The 17,808-nt window shown below is 61.4% G+C and carries 18 protein-coding genes; 15 read left to right on the top strand and 3 right to left on the bottom strand.

Annotated elements, in window-relative coordinates; translation table 11 throughout:
- The first annotated feature begins 42 nt into the window (after positions 1 to 42).
- From HX898_RS04620 to HX898_RS04595, 6 genes are all read left to right on the top strand, one after another.
- A complete protein-coding gene (locus HX898_RS04620; RefSeq protein WP_138389084.1) occupies positions 43 to 2,340 on the top strand; it encodes an EAL domain-containing protein in 2,298 nt (765 codons plus the stop codon).
- A 249-nt stretch (positions 2,341 to 2,589) separates the two neighbouring features.
- Complete coding sequence (gene purC / locus HX898_RS04615; protein WP_018242191.1) at positions 2,590 to 3,354, top strand: phosphoribosylaminoimidazolesuccinocarboxamide synthase; 765 nt, start codon at positions 2,590 to 2,592, stop codon at positions 3,352 to 3,354.
- Between the two features lie 15 nt (positions 3,355 to 3,369).
- The gene (gene purS, locus HX898_RS04610; RefSeq protein ID WP_018072257.1) at positions 3,370 to 3,612 is read left to right on the top strand and encodes a phosphoribosylformylglycinamidine synthase subunit PurS; all 243 of its coding nucleotides are present in this window, start codon (positions 3,370 to 3,372) and stop codon (positions 3,610 to 3,612) included.
- Positions 3,613 to 3,656: 44 nt separating this feature from the next.
- Entirely contained in the window at positions 3,657 to 3,836 is a 180-nt protein-coding gene (locus tag HX898_RS04605; RefSeq protein WP_180193654.1) for a hypothetical protein, read from the top strand.
- On the top strand, positions 3,833 to 4,504 hold the full coding sequence (purQ, locus tag HX898_RS04600; protein ID WP_180194104.1) for a phosphoribosylformylglycinamidine synthase subunit PurQ: 672 nt from the start codon (positions 3,833 to 3,835) through the stop codon (positions 4,502 to 4,504). The genes HX898_RS04605 and purQ overlap by 4 nt, the downstream gene beginning before the upstream one ends.
- Positions 4,505 to 4,591: 87 nt before the next feature.
- On the top strand, positions 4,592 to 4,984 hold the full coding sequence (locus HX898_RS04595) for a hypothetical protein (protein ID WP_180194103.1): 393 nt from the start codon (positions 4,592 to 4,594) through the stop codon (positions 4,982 to 4,984).
- A gap of 28 nt (positions 4,985 to 5,012) precedes the next feature.
- On the opposite strand, the gene HX898_RS04590 is transcribed toward HX898_RS04595, so the two are convergent.
- Positions 5,013 to 5,270, bottom strand: a complete 258-nt coding sequence (locus tag HX898_RS04590) for a DUF1127 domain-containing protein (RefSeq protein WP_138389081.1) — start codon at positions 5,268 to 5,270, stop codon at positions 5,013 to 5,015.
- Between the two features lie 81 nt (positions 5,271 to 5,351).
- Between HX898_RS04590 and HX898_RS04585 the strand changes: the two genes are divergently transcribed.
- Both HX898_RS04585 and HX898_RS04580 read left to right on the top strand, forming a co-directional pair.
- A complete protein-coding gene (locus HX898_RS04585; protein WP_180194102.1) occupies positions 5,352 to 6,770 on the top strand; it encodes a PLP-dependent aminotransferase family protein in 1,419 nt (472 codons plus the stop codon).
- A gap of 173 nt (positions 6,771 to 6,943) precedes the next feature.
- The gene (locus HX898_RS04580; protein ID WP_348649438.1) at positions 6,944 to 7,435 is read left to right on the top strand and encodes an acyloxyacyl hydrolase; all 492 of its coding nucleotides are present in this window, start codon (positions 6,944 to 6,946) and stop codon (positions 7,433 to 7,435) included.
- Positions 7,436 to 7,553: 118 nt separating this feature from the next.
- On the opposite strand, the gene HX898_RS04575 is transcribed toward HX898_RS04580, so the two are convergent.
- A complete protein-coding gene (locus tag HX898_RS04575; RefSeq protein ID WP_180194101.1) occupies positions 7,554 to 9,296 on the bottom strand; it encodes an aconitase family protein in 1,743 nt (580 codons plus the stop codon).
- A 264-nt stretch (positions 9,297 to 9,560) separates the two neighbouring features.
- Between HX898_RS04575 and purL the strand changes: the two genes are divergently transcribed.
- Both purL and HX898_RS04565 read left to right on the top strand, forming a co-directional pair.
- Positions 9,561 to 11,792 (top strand): phosphoribosylformylglycinamidine synthase subunit PurL, encoded by a 2,232-nt coding sequence (gene purL / locus HX898_RS04570; protein ID WP_180194100.1) that lies wholly within the window; start codon positions 9,561 to 9,563, stop codon positions 11,790 to 11,792.
- Positions 11,793 to 11,811: 19 nt separating this feature from the next.
- Positions 11,812 to 12,045 (top strand): BolA family transcriptional regulator, encoded by a 234-nt coding sequence (locus HX898_RS04565; RefSeq protein ID WP_003586236.1) that lies wholly within the window; start codon positions 11,812 to 11,814, stop codon positions 12,043 to 12,045.
- A gap of 34 nt (positions 12,046 to 12,079) precedes the next feature.
- Here HX898_RS04565 and HX898_RS04560 read toward each other — a convergent pair whose 3' ends face one another.
- On the bottom strand, positions 12,080 to 13,261 hold the full coding sequence (locus HX898_RS04560) for a hypothetical protein (protein ID WP_180194099.1): 1,182 nt from the start codon (positions 13,259 to 13,261) through the stop codon (positions 12,080 to 12,082).
- A gap of 164 nt (positions 13,262 to 13,425) precedes the next feature.
- Between HX898_RS04560 and HX898_RS04555 the strand changes: the two genes are divergently transcribed.
- The 5 genes from HX898_RS04555 to HX898_RS04535 all read left to right on the top strand — a co-directional run bounded on the left by HX898_RS04555 (position 13,426) and on the right by HX898_RS04535 (position 17,680).
- The gene (locus HX898_RS04555; RefSeq protein WP_138389075.1) at positions 13,426 to 13,656 is read left to right on the top strand and encodes a hypothetical protein; all 231 of its coding nucleotides are present in this window, start codon (positions 13,426 to 13,428) and stop codon (positions 13,654 to 13,656) included.
- Between the two features lie 62 nt (positions 13,657 to 13,718).
- Positions 13,719 to 14,540: a c-type cytochrome gene (locus HX898_RS04550; RefSeq protein WP_171598726.1), complete on the top strand. Its 822-nt coding sequence runs from the start codon at positions 13,719 to 13,721 to the stop codon at positions 14,538 to 14,540.
- Between the two features lie 145 nt (positions 14,541 to 14,685).
- Positions 14,686 to 15,021: a Grx4 family monothiol glutaredoxin gene (gene grxD / locus HX898_RS04545; RefSeq protein ID WP_138329317.1), complete on the top strand. Its 336-nt coding sequence runs from the start codon at positions 14,686 to 14,688 to the stop codon at positions 15,019 to 15,021.
- A 137-nt stretch (positions 15,022 to 15,158) separates the two neighbouring features.
- Positions 15,159 to 16,364, top strand: a complete 1,206-nt coding sequence (locus tag HX898_RS04540; RefSeq protein ID WP_003540085.1) for a multidrug effflux MFS transporter — start codon at positions 15,159 to 15,161, stop codon at positions 16,362 to 16,364.
- Between the two features lie 35 nt (positions 16,365 to 16,399).
- A complete protein-coding gene (locus HX898_RS04535; RefSeq protein ID WP_138329315.1) occupies positions 16,400 to 17,680 on the top strand; it encodes a multidrug effflux MFS transporter in 1,281 nt (426 codons plus the stop codon).
- Positions 17,681 to 17,808: the final 128 nt, after the last annotated feature.

The raw sequence follows: 17,808 nt of genomic DNA, 5'->3' as shown, positions 1-17,808 counted from the left end.
AATGGAATGACAGCAGACTGCGCCGAGGTGACATAAGCGAGAATGCCCGTGAAGAAAGCCCATACAGAGGCCGGTGATCCGCATGGCGATGCCGCAGCGGTTGAGGCAGGCATTGGCAATGGGACAACCGACGATTCCGACCTCACCGAGCGGGAGAGCCGCTGGAATTATGCGCTCGTCGGCTCTGGCCTCGGCGTATGGGATCACAACTACCGTCTCGACCGGAAATATTACTCGCCGACGTGGAAAACCATCCGCGGCATGGCCCCCGACGAGGAAGCCGACGGCGATTACGAGGCCTGGCTGCAGCTCGTTCATCCCGACGATCGCGATTTCGTCGTCCATGCAATCGACCGGCAGAACGCCGGCGATCCAAATTACCAGGTCTTCGAATATCGCGAGCGCCACAAGGACGGCCACTGGGTGTGGATCGAGTGTCGCGGCGCCTGCGTCGAATGGGACGAAGACGGCGTGCCGACGCGCATCATCGGCACGGATACGGATATCACCGCCCGCAAGGAAGCCGAGGAGACGCTGTCGCGTTTGTCGCGCCGGCTCGATCTGGCGCTGGAGGTTTCCCGCATCGGCGTCTTCGAAGCCGATATCGAGCATGATACCGTCGAATGGGACGACCGCCTCATCGCCATTTACGGGCTGCAGGGCGCCTCGCGTCAGATCGGCGGCGACGTCTGGGCGAAAAGCCTGCATCCCGACGACCGCGAGCGCGTGCTTGGCTTGTCCGACCGCAGCGTCGAAAGCGGCAGTGATTTCCAGCAGGAATACCGCATCATCCGCGGCGACGGCGCCGAACGCGTCATCCGCGCCCGCTCGGCCTTCTTCATCGACGGCAACGGCCACCGCAAGCTGATCGGCGCCAACTGGGACGTCACCGAAGAAGTCGCGCTGCGCAACGAGCTGCGCCGCGCCAAGGATCTGGCCGAGGCGCGCAACCGGGAGCTCGAAGCCGCCAAGGAGAGCATCGAGCACCTGGCGCTGCACGATTACCTCACCGGCCTGCCGAACCGCCGCTATCTCGACAAGATGCTGGACGAGCGTGCGGCCGAATGCCGGGCCAAGGGCCTGGCGCTGGCGATCCTGCATATCGATCTCGACCGCTTCAAGCAGATCAACGACACGCTCGGCCACCGGGCCGGCGACGCCATGCTGCAGCATGCCGCAAGCGTGCTGAGAACGTCCGTCCGCGCCGTCGATTTCGTGGCCCGCATCGGCGGCGACGAATTCGTCATCCTTTGCATTATCGATCCCGCATCGAAGAAGATCGCCAGCCTTGCCGAACGTGTCATCCGCGAATTGCGCAAACCCGTCAGATATGAGGGGCACGATTGCCGTTTCGGCGCCAGCATCGGCATCGCCATCGACAGCGGACCGAAGCTCGACGCCAAGCAGATGCTCCTCGACGCCGATATCGCCCTTTATCGTGCCAAGGGCCTGGGCCGCAACCGCTTCGAGTTCTTCTCAGCCGCTGCCCGCCGCGACATCATCTCCGCCAAGCACCTTGCCGACGAGATCCTGATCGGCCTCGAACGCAATGAATTCGTGCCCTTCTATCAGTTGCAGTTCGATGCCCGCACGCTCGATGTCGCAGGCGTCGAAACACTTGCCCGCTGGCAGCACCCGGTGCACGGGCTGCTGACGCCCGACCGCTTCCTCGACATCGCAGAGGATCTCGACGTCGTATCGACCATCGACGCGCTGATCCTGGAGCGCGCCATTGCCGACCGGAAGGTGTGGCTGAAGGACGGGCTGCCGATCCCGAAGATATCGGTCAACGTCTCCGCCAGGCGGCTCGCCGATCCCGATCTGGGCAAGAAGCTGCGCGCCTTGAAGATCGAGCCCGGCACCTTCTCCTTCGAGCTGCTGGAATCGATCTCGCTCGACGATTGCGACGAGGCGGTGGCCGCCAACCTGAAAAAGCTGCGCAAGCTCGGCATCGACATCCAGATCGACGATTTCGGCACCGGCCATGCCTCGATCGTCAGCCTGCTGCGCCTGAGCCCGAAGACGCTGAAGATCGACCGCGAGCTGATCCGCATGCTGCCGCAATCGGCCGAGCAGCGCAAACTGGTCGGCTCGATCATCGATATCGGCCGCTCGCTGAACATTCTCGTCATCGCCGAAGGCGTCGAGACGGCGGAGCATATCCGCATTCTCGAAGAACTCGACTGTGACACGCTGCAGGGCTTCGCGCTCGCCCGGCCGATGCCGGCCATGCAGATCCCCTCCTTCATCCGCTCCGGAAGCTGGCGCCACGGGCAAATCGCCGCTCGCGCCTTGCAGGCGCAGCTTCGCCGCGCGCTGCGAAGCAGAGCCGCCAAATAAAAACCTGCATAAGCGGCTCGCCATTTCGCCTTCATTCCACCGTAGAGGAAAAAGCGCTAAACTCGTCTTGCGAATTCATTCGATTCTCTTGGCGGTATTCCGTAAAATCGGAAACCGGGCCGCGAAATCCGGAAACCAGGGAAGGAGCGACAGGCGGATTGTGAAACCCTCTCTTTTCCTTTAAGGGGACGCCACGAGATCGATCCACTCGCGCTATCCCAAGAGCGCCAACAATAGAGAATGACCACGATGAACCGTCGCCGCCGTATCTACGAGGGCAAGGCAAAGATTCTGTATGAGGGCCCGGAACCGGGCACTTTGATCCAGTTCTTCAAGGACGATGCCACTGCCTTCAACAAGAAGAAACACGAAGTCATCGATGGCAAGGGCGTCCTCAACAACCGCATCTCCGAATATATCTTCAGCCATCTGAACAAGATCGGCATCCCCACTCATTTCATCCGCCGGCTCAACATGCGCGAGCAGTTGATCAAGGAAGTAGAGATGATCCCGCTGGAGATCGTCGTGCGCAATGTCGCGGCCGGTTCTCTCGCCAAGCGCCTCGGCATCGACGAAGGCGTCGTGCTGCCGCGCTCGATCATCGAATTCTACTACAAGTCCGACGCGCTCGACGATCCGATGGTCTCCGAAGAGCACATCACCGCCTTCGGCTGGGCAAACCCCGCCGAACTCGATGACATCATGGCGCTTGCCATTCGCGTCAACGACTTCATGACCGGCCTCTTCCTCGGCGTCGGCATCCAGCTCGTCGATTTCAAGATCGAATGCGGCCGCCTCTTCGAAGGCGATATGATGCGCATCATCCTCGCCGACGAAATCTCGCCGGACAGCTGCCGGCTCTGGGATATCGAAACTCACGAGAAAATGGACAAGGACCGCTTCCGCCGTGACCTCGGCGGATTGCTCGAAGCCTATTCCGAAGTTGCGCGCCGTCTCGGCATCATCAATGAAAACGAGCCCGTGCGCGGCACCGGCCCGGTTCTCGTCAAGTAAGGCAGGAAAGACAAAGTGATCAAGGCTCGTGTCACCGTCACGCTGAAAAACGGCGTTCTCGATCCGCAGGGCAAGGCTATCGAGGGTGCGCTTGGCGCCCTCGGCTTCTCGGGCGTCGGCCATATAAGACAGGGCAAGGTCTTCGACCTGGAGCTGGAAGGCGCCGACAAGGGCAAGGCCGAGGCCGATCTCAAGGCCATGTGCGAAAAACTGCTCGCCAACACGGTGATCGAGAACTACGCAATCGCGATCGACTGATGATCACAGACCCGTCGTCTGGCGGACTTTGAGGATTTGGCGTCATGATGAAAGCAAAGCTGGAGACGGAAGTCTCGAAATATATGAGCTATGTTTTGCGTCATGCGCCTGATGCGGCCCGCATGTTTTCCGAGGGTCATTCTTTCTTTGTCTCCGACAATGGAGTATGGCTCGCCGAAAGCGTTCCAGTTCAATATCTTTCGCGAAACGCAGGGACCCCATGAAATCAGCCGTCGTTCAACTTCCGGGCCTCAACCGCGACCGCGACATGATCGCCGCCTTGACCAAGATCTCCGGCCAGCCACCGGTGACGATCTGGCAGACGGAAACCGAGATCCCCGATGTCGACCTGATCGTCATCCCCGGTGGCTTTTCTTATGGCGATTACCTGCGTTGCGGCGCGATCGCCGCCCGCATGCCGGTCATGCAGGCGATCATCGACAAGGCTGCAAAGGGCGTGAAGGTGCTCGGCGTCTGCAACGGCTTCCAGATCCTCGTCGAGGCCGGCCTGCTGCCCGGCGCGCTGATGCGCAATTCCTCGCTGAAATTCGTCTGCCGCGAGATCAAGCTCGAAGTCGTCAATGCCGAGACGGATTTCACCCGCGCCTATGCGCAGGGCCAGGTCATTCGCTGCCCGGTTGCCCATCATGACGGCAATTATTTCGCCGACGATGCAACGCTGGCTGCGATTGAAGGCAATGGCCAGGTGGTGTTCCGTTATGCCGAGGGCACCAATCCGAACGGCTCGATCAATGATATCGCCGCCGTCATCAACGAAAACGGCAACGTGCTTGGCATGATGCCGCATCCCGAGAACTTGATCGAAGCCGCTCATGGCGGTTCGGACGGCCGCGGCCTCTTCGCCTCGGCGCTCGACGTCATCGCCGCCTGAGCCCTGCACGTCGTCCAAAACCGCGCGGCGGTCTTGGGCAACGGCATGCACCCGAAAATCCTTCCGTCCGGATCTGGAGCAAGATTGATGCGCCTTCGCCTCGCAAACGCCGCCCTGTTGACCGCTCTCGCAGCCATGCTCGCAGCCTGCCAGACGCCGGCGCCGACGGCAGGCCCGAACCGTGGCGCACTGCCGACGATGGAACGCGTGGCGCTCGGCGCCAATGCCTGCTGGTTCAAATCGGGTGATCCGGCCTTTGCTGCTTACAAGCTCGCGCCGGAGCTCAATTCCTTCTCCGGCCGGCCGCGGATCCTGGTGGTCCACAAGGGCAGCCCGGAAAGCCGGCCGCTGCTCGTCGTTCAGGCCGAGGGAAGCCCGTCGCGCCTGCAGGCCTTCGGGCCGATGATGCAGGAGCCCGTCGCCGGCCGTATCACCACCGACGTCAATCGCTGGTCGGCAGGCAACAAGGCCTGCAGCTGATCGACCCGGTCAGTTCCGAAGGCACGTTTCAGTCCCAAAAGAACGACTTGCTGACTTCGCGGGCCGCGTCGGACTGTGACACTCCGATATCCTTGAGCTCGGTCGCCGTCAGGCCCCTCAGCGCGCGCCGGCCTTCCCGCTTCTGATGCCAGAGGAGAATGGAGGCCCAGATCCGGCCCAGGCGCGTCGTCACCCCAGCGGGAGCGGCGGGGAGGATGATCTGCCTCCTGTCCTCGTAAGAGACAATCGGTACAATCGGCATTTTGATCTCAGGCAACGCAGACATTCCAGGAATCCTCTCGGTTTGCCGTTGGAATTGACTCATACGCTTGACGGGTACAATGTGCCAATATATACAATTGTCACCATGACAAATTGGCTTCCCGATATTTCCCGCGGTTCCGGGCCGGTCTATCTCCGGCTCGCCGACAGCATCGAATCCGCCATATCTAGCGGAGCCCTGCCCGCCGGCAGCAAGCTGCCGCCGCAGCGCAACCTTGCCTACGATATCGGCGTGACGATCGGCACGATCGGCCGCGCCTATGCGCTGGTGCATGAGCGCGGCCTGGTCGCGGGCGAAGTGGGGCGCGGCACCTATGTGCTAAACCGCTCCGAGACGCCGCCCGGGGAACAGATCGATCCGCTGACCGTCTCGCTCGGCGGCACCCGCATCCAGGATGCGCCGGCGAACAAGATCCGTTTTGACACGACAGCCGCGCCCGATCTCGGCCAGGGTAAGGTCATAGCGGGTATCCTCGCGGAGATCGGCGAGCAGCATCTTTCCGAAATCTCCTCCTATTCACGGAGTTTCCCGCAGAACTGGTTCGAGGCCGGCCGCCTGTGGCTTGCCCGCAGCGGCTGGACGCCGGAGGTTGAAAACATCGTGCCGACGCTCGGCGCCCATGCGGCGGCGATCGCCGTTATCGCCGCCGTCTCGGCGCCGGGTGACAAGATCGTCTTCGAGGATCTCACCTACACCCAGGTCAGCCGCAGCGCCCGCCTTCTCGGCCGCCGCACACTGACGGTCGATTCCGACAAGCTTGGCATGATCCCCGAGGATTTCGAGCGGCTCTGCCAGCAGCAGCATCCGAAGATCGCCTTCCTGATGCCGACCGTCCACAATCCGACGTTGGCGATCATGCCCTATGAACGGCGCGCTGATATCGCCGCAATCGCCAGGAAGCACAGTGTCTGGCTGATCGAGGACGACCTCTACGGCGGCATGGCCGACGACGATACGCCGCTGCTCGCCTCGATCGCACCCGATCGCACCTTCCTCGTCAACGGCCTGTCGAAATCGGTTGCCGCCGGCGTGCGCGGCGGCTGGGTCGCCTGCCCTCCGCATTTTGCCCAGCGCATCAGGGTGACGCACAAGATGATCACCGGCGGCCTGCCCTTCATCCTGGCGGAGACCTGTGCGCGCCTCGTCGAAAGCGGCACAGCGCACGAGATCCGCAAGGCAAGTGTCGAGGAACTCTCCAGGCGCGTCCAGCTCGCCCGCGAGCAGTTGCAGGGTTTCGATTTCGAATCGCACCTCCACGCGCCCTTCCTCTGGCTGAAACTGCCGGAGCCCTGGATGTCAGGCACCTTCAAGAACGCCGCCTACCGCGACGGTGTGCTCGTCGACGATGAGGACGAGTTCAAGGCGGCCCGCGGCGAGAAAGCCTATCACCGCGTTCGCATCGGTTTGTCTTCGCCGAAGACGGGGCAGGAACTGACCTCGGGGCTGATGATCCTGCGCCGGCTGTTGGAAAATGGCGGCTCCGCCTATGACGGCGAAATATGAGATATTGCAAATACACGTCATAAATCGGAAAAAACGCCGGAGCCTATTCGGAGCGCTTCAGCGACTCAACCTCCGTGTTACCTCATTGTTGTTCCCACCTGATGTGAATCAAAGGACAGCAAATGAGGGTCGACTTCGGAAGGATCGCGTTGCGTTTTTTAAGTATGGCATCAGTGGCAGCAGTAGCCGGTATCTCGGCGGGAGACCCGGCAAATGCCGGCGACCAGATATTCGATGAATTGCGCTTCGGCGTCTCGACCTCTGTGCAGTCGGGCCACTCCAGGGAAGACGGCGTCTTTCCGGAGATTACCGCTCTCTTCGATCCTTTCGGCTACAAGACGGCGGTCGGCTGGCAGCAACAATTGTTGCATCCCCGCGTCCATCTCGGCACTTCGATCGGCACGTCGGGCGAAGCCACCCAGTTCTTCACCGGTTTCACCTGGACGGTCGATTTCAACGAGAAGCTCTTTGCTGAAGCCGGCTTCGGCGGCGTCATCCATACCGGCGATCTCGACGGCGATGATGACGGTCCGGAACTCGGCTGTCGCGTCCTCTTCCACGAATATCTGGGCGCCGGCTACCGTTTCAACGCCCACTGGATGTCATGGCCCAGATCGCCCATTCCTCGCATGCCAATCTCTGCGATGGGCCGAACGACGGCATGACACGCGCCGGCTTGCAGGTCGGCTACAAGTTCTGAGAATCCGTTCGACAATTTCAGCGGGTTGGCCGACGGATGATTGAACTGCTCCGTCTGATCGACCATCGGCAGGCGGAAACCGTTCAGTCCCATTTGGGACGAACAGGCTTTAACTCGCCCTGACAAGCCGCCGCGACGCAGTCCGCCAGGCTGCCAAACCGAAGCGCCTTACCCGTCAATCCAGGACCGTAGTGAGCGAACTTCGCGGAATTGGTGATAATTGTATCGACCGATTTTGGGATGACAGGCTCCGCAAGTGTGCACCAGCACGCATCGGTTACGAATTCTACGCCGAAGTCCGACAGTTTGCCGACGAGATTCGCAGCGGAAGCCCTTTCGAACGTCGCACGGTTGCAGGTAACCAGAACCTTGACGTCAGGATGTTTCGCCAGGCCGTCGCAGAGCGCGGCCAGCCGCTCGCATTCGTCGAAAGAGAAATGGGGATTGCCCAGCGCGACGAACTCGATGGCATCCACAGACCCGCCGTTGAGTTTCCTCCAGTCCGCAACGACGTCCTTGGGACAGATTTCATAGCTCGCCTTGATCTTGCTTCCGACAATGCTCTCAAGGCTGTCGGCCTCCGGCGTGACACCGACGATATGGAACATGGGAGAGCCTGATGTCGTCGCAAAACCCGCCCCGAACGCCTTTAGGTCGTCCAGATTCGGCTTCCACGTATCGAGGCCGATCACGACCGGAATTTCATCTCCGACAAGCTTGCCGATGTGGTAGCCGAGAATGGGGTAGACCATGTCATCCCGCGACACGAAACCCGACACATTGACTACGAGGCTGGCGCGCCTGTTGTCGGCGATATGCGGCCCGGTCAGCGGCGCGCGCCCGGTGAGAGCGATGCACAGATCCAGGTAGTCAGGATACTTGGCAGTGCGAGCACCCAAAACGCTGTTCGCGAATACGACGGCGTTCGACTCCGCCCAGGCCACCTGCTCACCCTGCCTGGGTGCGGACGACAGCTGATAGGGCGCGCAGGTGAACGTCTTTCGTGCTCCCATGGAGGCGTAGGCCTCACCCAATTCGGATGCGGGTCCGGCGACGCCGGGAGACACGCCCTGCTCCCGCCAACGCATCTGGTCCACCGATATCGAGTTCAGGGTCGTTGGAACGGCAACCCTACCCTCCCAGTCCCGCATGCGTTTCGCGAATTCCAGGCTGGTCGGCCCGGTGTAGATGCAGCCGTCGATGTGGACCTGGGAGATATCGATGAGTTCCGTCGCTCCCTGAATTTCAGCCATGCGCGTCGTGGCCCTCATTGCCACCTGCACGGCCTTGCCCATTTCCCCGTTCAAAGCGGACCGATCCCTCGATGTCAGCGCTATCGAATTTCCATAGGTGCGATCGGCGGCATCGAAACCTGGGGCGGTTTCGATCCGGCTCGCAATGACCTTATCGCCGATGAGGGTGACTTCAGGGATGGAGTGCAGCTCGGCGAAGTCGTCTTCGGAGAGCTGGACAACGGGGATCGATCGGCCGAACACTTCGTCAGCGACGATGACTCCAAGCGATAGTATTTCCTCCTGGCGCGAGACCACGATACCGGCGGGAGCGTGCCCGTTCATGATCAGCTCCATGAGCACACTGCTGCCCGTACACGAGCCGCGTCCGCCGGGGATGGCGAGAATCTTTCCTGTCAGGACCTGTGTCGACAGGGGATGGTGGCGGTCGATGACTTCTCCGGTCCGGGAGTCGACGCCGCCCCAGAAGCTGAGCGCCGTGTCGCTGAATACGATCGACCCCGTAGCGACGCCAGCCACAAGCGCGCGCCCGGCAAACACCTTTTCATCTGCCTGTTGTTGTATGTCCGGCATTGTATCTCGATACCATCAACCAAGAAGAAAAGCTTCCTATAGTAAACATCAGCGACACACAAAAGCTGAGGCCGGAGCCTTGCCTCATTGCTATCGATCGAGAATCAAAAGCAAGTTGTCAAACAGACTCTGAGAAGCGGCCGCCCGTACCGGGCCGAAGAAGTCGCCCGCCCGCTGTTGACGGCGGGCATTTTCCTGTCGCGCGCCGTCCCTACATAGGCTAAAGAGCGGAAAACGCGCAACGGCAGGGACTTTCGAGAGCTCATGACCATTCCAAACACCATCCCGATCACGCCGGAACTCATCGCGGGCCATGGCCTGAAGCCCGACGAGTACCAGCGTATTCTGGATCTGATCGGCCGCGAACCGACGTTTACCGAGCTCGGCATCTTCTCTGCCATGTGGAACGAGCACTGCTCCTACAAATCCTCGAAGAAGTGGCTGCGCACGCTGCCGACCAAGGGGCCGCGCGTCATCCAGGGCCCGGGCGAAAATGCCGGCGTGGTCGATATCGATGACGGCGATTGCGTCGTCTTCAAGATGGAGAGCCACAACCACCCCTCCTATATCGAGCCTTATCAAGGTGCTGCGACCGGCGTCGGCGGCATCCTGCGCGACGTCTTCACCATGGGCGCGCGCCCGATCGCCGCGATGAACGCGCTGCGCTTCGGCGAGCCGGATCATCCGAAGACCCGCCATCTCGTCTCCGGCGTCGTTTCCGGCGTCGGCGGCTATGGCAATTCCTTCGGCGTGCCGACGGTCGGCGGTGAGGTTGAGTTCGACGCTCGCTACAACGGCAACATCCTGGTCAACGCCTTTGCCGCCGGTATTGCGAAGTCCAACGCCATCTTCCTGTCCGAAGCCAAGGGCGTCGGCCTTCCGGTCGTCTATCTCGGCGCCAAGACCGGCCGCGACGGCGTCGGCGGCGCGACGATGGCATCGGCAGAATTCGACGAGTCGATCGAGGAGAAGCGCCCGACCGTTCAGGTCGGCGACCCCTTCACTGAAAAATGCCTGCTGGAAGCCTGCCTCGAGCTGATGAAGACCGGCGCCGTCATCGCCATCCAGGATATGGGTGCGGCCGGCCTCACCTGCTCAGCCGTCGAAATGGGCGCCAAGGGCGATCTCGGCATCCTGCTTGAGCTCGACAAGGTGCCGGTCCGCGAAGAGAGAATGACGGCCTATGAGATGATGCTGTCGGAAAGCCAGGAGCGCATGCTCATGGTGCTGCAGCCGGAGAAGGAAGAGGAAGCCAAGGCGATCTTCGTCAAGTGGGGCCTCGACTTTGCCATCGTCGGCTGGACGACCGACGATCTGCGCTTCCGCGTCATGCACCAAGGTGAGGAAGTCGCCAACCTGCCGATCAAGGATCTCGGCGACCAGGCGCCGGAATATGATCGCCCCTGGCGCGAATCCGGCAAACACGCTCCCCTGCCCGCCAATCTCGTTGCCGCTCCTCAGGATTACGGCCAGGCGCTGTTGCAACTCGTCGGCTCCGCCAACCAATCGAGCCGCCGTTGGGTCTATGAGCAATACGACACGCTGATCCAGGGCAATTCGCTGCAGCTTCCGGGCGGCGATGCCGGCGTCGTGCGTGTCGACGGCCATGCCTCCAAGGCGCTCGCCTTCTCCTCCGACGTCACTCCGCGTTATGTCGAGGCAGACCCCTTCGAAGGCGGCAAGCAGGCGGTCGCCGAATGCTGGCGCAACATCACCGCGACAGGCGCCGAACCGCTCGCCGCCACCGACAATCTGAACTTCGGCAATCCCGAAAAGCCCGAGATCATGGGCCAGTTCGTTCAGGCGGTGAAGGGCATCGGCGAAGCCTGCCGCGCGCTGGATTTCCCGATCGTCTCCGGCAACGTCTCGCTCTACAACGAGACCAACGGCGTCGCCATCCTGCCGACCCCGACGATCGCAGGCGTCGGCCTGCTGCCGGATTGGCGCAAGATGGCCCGCATTGGCAGCGCCAACGACGGCGATAAGGTGATCATGATCGGCGTCGACGGCAACCATCTCGGCCAGTCCGTCTATCTCCGCGATGTGCTTTCCAGCCGCGAAGGTCCGGCGCCGGAGGTGGATCTGTTCGCCGAAAGACGCAATGGCGATTTCGTTCGCTCCGTGATCCGCAACGGCCAGGCGACCGCCTGCCACGACATTTCCTCGGGTGGTCTAGCGGTGGCGCTCGCCGAAATGGCGATGGCCTCGGGCAAAGGCCTGACGATCGATCTGAGCGAAGGCAAGGGTGAACCGCATGCGCTGCTCTTCGGCGAGGATCAGGCGCGCTACGTGTTGACGTTGCCTGCCGATGTCGCCGATTTCGTCTGCGTCAATGCAGAAGGTGGCGGCGTTCCCTTCCGCCGTCTCGGCACGGTCGAAGGAACGGCTCTCGTCGTCGGCGATCTCATCTCGCTGCCGATTCAGCAATTGCGCGATGCCCATGAATCATGGTTCCCTGATTTCATGGAAGGCCGCGGCGAACTTGCTGCGGAATGATGCGCAAGGAGTAACGATCATGGCCATGAAACCCGGCGATATCGAAGACATGATCAAGGCTGGGATTCCCGGTGCCAAGGTGACGATCCGCGATCTGGCAGGCGACGGCGATCACTACGCCGCCGAAGTCGTCGCAGAAGTCTTCCGCGGCAAGAGCCGTGTGCAGCAGCACCAGATGGTCTACGAGGCGCTGAAGGGCAATATGGGCGGCGTGCTGCACGCTTTGGCCCTGCAGACCTCCGCGCCGGAATAGAGCCCGACGCAATCCGGATGACGATGCCCGGCCCTCAGCCGGGCATTCTCTTTTCGTCGGGATCGGCAAAGACCGAGGCCGGCATCGGCCCGGATGTCAGCAGCGTGAAATCGAAGGGCGCCTGCAGATCAGGCCCAAGCACATATTGCCGGTGAACGCGCAACTGGTCCTTACGGATCTTGCGATAGTGCTCGCGCGTCAGCATCTGCTTGACGCGGATCAGGATCATCTTTGCCTGAGGCGCATCCGCATGGCCGGATACGTCAACGACCGGCACCTTGTAGAAATTGATCGAATCCGTCAGGCACTGTACGTCGAGCCAGGAAATCTCGGGACAGCGGGCGATCAGCCCGACGCGGGCGCGAAGCAGCGTTGCCGATGACATGAGCGCGCATTGCAGGATGGCGCTGCCGAGTGTGGCAAACACCACGCGCTTTCCTCTGAATATCTGCGGCTCCCTTTCCAGCAATATGCCGATGACATGGGCGGCGACGCTCGATCCCATGCTGTGCGAGGAGATCACATATTCGTCCGCCTCTTCCTCAAGCGCCTTGCGCACGGCAATGGCTTGGGCTTCCAGCCAGTCGTTGAAATATGTCCGGTCCATGCGGCCGAGGGCGACGGCCATTTCCCAATCGGCAAAGAGATGCAGCGTATGGAAGCGTTCGGAAAACGGCAGGAAGGCGAAGATGAAGAAACAGAGCGCCAGCGGTCCGCTCCAGAGCATGTGCCACGGCGAAAAGCTAAGAGCATAGGGCAGAATGGCGATCTGCACCGTCAGCGCGATCGCCAGTGCCGTCAGCAGGAACGGGAAGAGGAAGAACAGGCCGAAGCGCCAGGCATGGCGGAAATATCCCCGCATCCCGCCTTCCAGCATGATCTCGGCGCAGCTTCGGAAGCCTGCAATGATCTGGCTCAGCGTGTTGCCACTGCGCAGCCGGCGCACCAGCCTATCGTGATCGACCATATGGATCCGGCTCTTCGTCTGCCAGCCGGGGGAACCGGTCCCTGCCTCGGGCGCCGCTACCCTCTCAGCCGTCCTGACCTCGAAACTGACCGGATTGCTCCCCTCGTCCACTGGCCCCGTCTCGACCGCATAGCCCCAGACGGCGGCACTCTGCCTGGCCGAACGCTCGTAGCGTGCCCTGTGGGCAACGCCGTCAAGCGGCTCGAAGCCCGGGAAATGCAGGACGACCCGCTTCTCGATCAATTCCATTCCACTCTTCCGGCCGGGCGAATGGCCGGCATGTTGCTGCGATCCGGCTGCTGCGCCACTGATATGGGTAAAAAGCAGCTATGGTCTCGAAGCCGTCTTGCTAACCGAACTCTTCCGGAATTCAATAGCAGCCATGTCGTTTCCATCACGAACGGAGGGGTTTTGTGGTCGACCTAGTCAAAGAATTGATATCAGGCGTCGTCGACACCGTGCTGAAGGAGATCCTGAAGAAAACCACCGGCCGCGCCACGACGAAGCGCAAAAGGCGTAAGACACGCCCCGCCGCGCCGACGACGGCTGCCCGCAAGGCGACCGCGGCCAAGCCCAAGCCCGCCCGCAAACAGGTGAGCAAGCGCCGCACCGCCGCGGGCCGCAGCCGTCAGCGTCGCAGCTAAGGCACGATGAAAATGCGAGCGGTTTTCGGACGAATTCTGCGGCGCTCTTGAGGGCATAACGGATGATACGCATTGTGAAAATCATTCTCGCGGCGGTCGTCGCGATCTGTCTCATCGCCGTCGCCGGCGTCTACGCCCTGTCGGAGATACGCCTTTCCAGGACGTACGACGTTGCGGCCGCCGATTTCTCCGTCAAAACGACGCTGCCTGCCGAGGAAGCCGAACGCCGCGCCCGCACGCTGATGTGCGGCGGCTGTCATCACGATGCCGGCAACGTGCTCATCGACGAGCCGGGCGTCGGCCGGATCGTCGCGCCGAACATGACCCGCTTCGTGCCGATGTACAGCGACGCGGAACTCGTTCGCCTCATCCGCCATGGCGTCAAGAAGGACGGTACCGGCGCCTTCATCATGCCGGCTAGCAACTTCGCCAATATCACCGATGATGATATAGCAGCGATCATTGCCTGGATGCGCAGTTTGAAGCAGCTTCCCGATGCGGTGGCCGGAACGACGCAATGGGGGCCGCTCGGACGCATCGGCCTGGCGCTCGACAAGATCCCTTTCGAAGCTGATCTGGTGCCGGCTGTCATCACCCCTGCCGCCACTCGCCCGGCCGATATCGGCGAATATGCCTTCAAGACGGGTTGCGGCCATTGCCACAATCTCGATACGGCAAAACAGTCGGAAGCCTTCCTGGCGCCGGCGCTTAAGCCACTGGCACAATCCTATTCGGCTGCCGATTTTAAGACGCTGCTGCGCACCGGCAAGGGTGTCGGCGGCCGCGATCTCGGCGTGATGACAGAGGTTTCCCAATGGGACTTCAGCCATTTCACCGATGTCGAAATCGAACAGATTCAGACCTATCTCGCCCGTCGACCGTAACGCGACGGCAACAACCCGGCAGCGGCCTGCCCGAACTGGTCTTTTTTTGGTTCGGGCGGCTGGAATTCCTGCTGTCGCATGCTATCTAAAGGCAACGATTGAAACGGTGGGCCTTTAACCCGCCTGTTGAAAGGATTAGGTCCCCATGAGCGGCATTCACGAATTCATCGACAACGAAATCAAGACTAACGACGTCGTCCTCTTCATGAAGGGCACGCCGCAGTTTCCGCAGTGCGGTTTCTCCGGCCAGGTCGTGCAAATTCTTGATTACATTGGTGTCGACTACAAGAGCGTCAACGTGCTCGCCGATTCGGAAATCCGCCAGGGCATCAAGGAATATTCCAACTGGCCGACAATCCCGCAGCTCTACGTAAAGGGCGAGTTCGTCGGCGGCTGTGACATCGTCCGGGAAATGTTCCAGGCTGGTGAACTGCAGCAGCATCTCCAGGAAAATGGCATCGCGGTGCGCGCCGCCTCCTGACCGGTCACCGGACGTCCGCCCGGTTTCCAAATCTGTTTCTTGAGTTCGAGGCGCTGCGGCCAGCAGCGCCTTGACCTGTTTATGGGAATTTCATTGTGACAGATTCTTCACAAGCCGTGTCCGCGGGCCGCCTGCCCATGGGCAAGCGAGAATTCATCGCGCTCGCAGCCTTCCTGATGGCCATCAACTCGCTGGCGATCGATATCATGCTCCCGGCCTTGCAGCAGATCGGCGCGAGCCTCGGCGTCGAAAGCGAGAACCACCGCCAGTTCGTCGTCTCCTCCTATCTGCTCGGCTTCGGCTGCGCCCAGCTTTTCTACGGACCGCTTTCCGATCGCTTCGGCCGCCGCACGCCGCTGTTGTTCGGCCTCGTCGTTTATATCGTTTCGGCCATCGGCATCGTCTTCGTTCCCTCCTTCGCCGGCCTGCTGGTGCTGCGCTTCGTCCAGGGCATCGGCTCGGCGGCCACCCGCGTCATCACCATCTCCATCGTCCGCGATATCTATGGCGGACGGCAGATGGCCGAAGTCATGTCGTTGATCATGATGGTATTCATGATCGTGCCGGTGATTGCGCCCGGCACCGGCCAGATCGTCATGTTCTTCGGTAACTGGCACCTGATCTTCCTCTTCATCGCCACCATGGCGACGGCGATTGCCGTCTGGGCCTATCTACGCCTGCCGGAAACCCTGCATCCCGCCAATGTCAGGCCCTTCACCGCCCGCTCGATCTTCGGCGCCTTCAAGCTGGTGCTGACCAATCGCGTCGCGCTCTGCTACACCATTGCCAGCACCTTCATCTTCGGCGCGCTGTTCGGCTTCATCAATTCGGCCCAGCAGGTCTATGTCGGCATTTACGACCTCGGCGTCTATTTCCCCTTCGCCTTTGCCGGCGTGGCGATCTTCATGTCGCTGTCGTCCTTCTTCAATTCGCGCTTCGTCGGCAAGCTCGGTATGCGCCGCCTGTCGCATGGCTCGCTCATCGGCTTCATCGCCATCAACACCATCTGGCTGATCGTCCAGATGGCCAGCACCGAGCCGATGCCCTTCGCTCTGTTCATCTCCTTCTTCGGCCTTTCCATGTTCCAATTCGGCTGGATCGGCTCGAACTTCAATTCACTCGCGATGGAGCCGCTCGGCCACGTCGCCGGCACCGCCTCCTCCGTCCTCGGATTCATGAGCACGGTCGGCGGCGCCATTATCGGCGCCGGCATCGGCCAGGCCTTCGACGGCACCGCGCTGCCGATGGTCGCCGGTTACTTCGTCGTGTCGATCATCGGGCTCGTCTTCGTGCTGATCGCCGAGAAGGGCCGCCTCTTCCAATCGCAGAACCCAGCCGTCTGAACGGCTGGCCTCATTCGCATCCGGGATTTCACCACATGACGCCGCCGCATAAACCGCACCAGGAAAACCAGGGCTCCCGCCGCATCGGCATGGGCTTTGGCGAATTCGTCGTTACCATCGCCATCATGACCGCCAGCGTCGCCATGGCGATCGACAGCATGCTGCCGGCATTGCCCAATATCGGCCATTCCCTCGGCGTCACCAATACCAACGACGCGCAGCTGATCATCGGCGTGTTCTTCTTAGGCTTCGGCGTCTCGCAGATCTTCTTCGGCAGCCTTTCGGATACGTTCGGCCGCCGCAACATCCTGCTCGGCGGCCTGGCCTGCTATATTGTCGGAATGTTTGCCGCCGCAGCGACCGGCAGCTTCGAAATGCTGCTCGTCATGCGTTTCGTTCAGGGTGTGGGCGGTGCTGCGGTGCGCATCACCACCATGGCCATGGTACGCGACTGCTTCGGTGGCCGCGAAATGGCCCGTGTGATGTCCTATGTGATGATCGTCTTCATGATCGTGCCGATCGTTGCCCCCTCCGTCGGCCAGCTCATCATCCTCTATGCCAACTGGCACTGGATCTTCATCCTGCTGGGCATCATCGCTACCGTCCTGTTCGGCTGGGCTTTCCTCCGATTGAAGGAATCGCTGCCGCCGGAAGAACGGCTGCCGCTGTCGGTCGGCTCTGTCGTGGATGGTTTCAAGACCGTGCTCACCAACCGCATCACCTGCGGCTACATGATCGGCCTCACCATGTTCACCGGCGTCATCAGTGCCTATGTGATCTCGGTGCAGCAGGTCTTCGGCGAGGTCTATGGCCTTGGCGACTGGCTGCCGATCGCCTTTGCGGCCACCGCTGGCGGCATCGCGGTCGCCAATTTCGCCAACGGCTTCTTCGTCCGCAAATTCGGCATGCGCCGCATCTCGCACGCTGCTCTGCTGATCTTCACGGCCCTCTCGGCTGTCGGCTTTTTCTATTCGCTGGCCGGCAAGCCGGATTTCGCCATCGCCTACGGCATCTTCACCATCGTGCTGATGATGTTTGCCCTGATCGCCACCAATTTCACCGCCATCAGCCTCGAGCCGATGGGCAATCTCGCCGGCACGGCGACCGCCATCACCGGCTTCGTCTCGACGACGGCCGGCGCTATACTTGGCGGCCTGGTCGGCCAGATGTTCAACGGCACGGTGCAGCCGCTCTTCGGCGGATTCGCGCTTTTCGGCGCGGTGACGATCGCAGCCACCCTCTGGGCGGAAAACGGCAAGCTGTTCACCCATCCCGGCGACAGCCCGCAACTCGATCCGGGTGCTGCTCATTTCTGAAATGGGAACAGTGCTGGACACCCGGCGGGTTTAGTTTATTGAGCCCTCGCTCCCCATTCGGCGTCATCCTCGGCTTTGTGCCGAGGATCTGCTGCATATCAACGAATTGCAGATGCTCGGGACAAGCC

This window comes from Rhizobium sp. WYCCWR 11128 (genome assembly GCF_013416305.1).
GTDB lineage: Bacteria > Pseudomonadota > Alphaproteobacteria > Rhizobiales > Rhizobiaceae > Rhizobium > Rhizobium indicum.
The sequence above is the reverse complement of the archived record's forward strand: the minus strand, read 5'-3'. Positions and strand labels throughout refer to the sequence as shown.

Bases quoted from the DNA above. Each gene is read 5' to 3' on its own strand.
- HX898_RS04585 (WP_180194102.1), top strand. From the start codon at position 5,352: ATGACAAATTGGCTTCCCGATATTTCCCGCGGTTCCGGGCCGGTCTAT.
- HX898_RS04575 (WP_180194101.1), bottom strand. From the start codon at position 9,296: ATGCCGGACATACAACAACAGGCAGATGAAAAGGTGTTTGCCGGGCGC.
- HX898_RS04565 (WP_003586236.1), top strand. From the start codon at position 11,812: ATGGCCATGAAACCCGGCGATATCGAAGACATGATCAAGGCTGGGATT.
- HX898_RS04540 (WP_003540085.1), top strand. From the start codon at position 15,159: ATGGGCAAGCGAGAATTCATCGCGCTCGCAGCCTTCCTGATGGCCATC.
- purC (WP_018242191.1), top strand. From the start codon at position 2,590: ATGAACCGTCGCCGCCGTATCTACGAGGGCAAGGCAAAGATTCTGTAT.
- grxD (WP_138329317.1), top strand. From the start codon at position 14,686: ATGAGCGGCATTCACGAATTCATCGACAACGAAATCAAGACTAACGAC.
- HX898_RS04605 (WP_180193654.1), top strand. From the start codon at position 3,657: ATGATGAAAGCAAAGCTGGAGACGGAAGTCTCGAAATATATGAGCTAT.
- HX898_RS04560 (WP_180194099.1), bottom strand. From the start codon at position 13,261: ATGGAATTGATCGAGAAGCGGGTCGTCCTGCATTTCCCGGGCTTCGAG.
- HX898_RS04590 (WP_138389081.1), bottom strand. From the start codon at position 5,270: ATGTCTGCGTTGCCTGAGATCAAAATGCCGATTGTACCGATTGTCTCT.
- HX898_RS04550 (WP_171598726.1), top strand. From the start codon at position 13,719: ATGATACGCATTGTGAAAATCATTCTCGCGGCGGTCGTCGCGATCTGT.
- HX898_RS04535 (WP_138329315.1), top strand. From the start codon at position 16,400: ATGACGCCGCCGCATAAACCGCACCAGGAAAACCAGGGCTCCCGCCGC.
- HX898_RS04595 (WP_180194103.1), top strand. From the start codon at position 4,592: ATGCGCCTTCGCCTCGCAAACGCCGCCCTGTTGACCGCTCTCGCAGCC.
- purL (WP_180194100.1), top strand. From the start codon at position 9,561: ATGACCATTCCAAACACCATCCCGATCACGCCGGAACTCATCGCGGGC.
- HX898_RS04620 (WP_138389084.1), top strand. From the start codon at position 43: ATGCCCGTGAAGAAAGCCCATACAGAGGCCGGTGATCCGCATGGCGAT.
- purQ (WP_180194104.1), top strand. From the start codon at position 3,833: ATGAAATCAGCCGTCGTTCAACTTCCGGGCCTCAACCGCGACCGCGAC.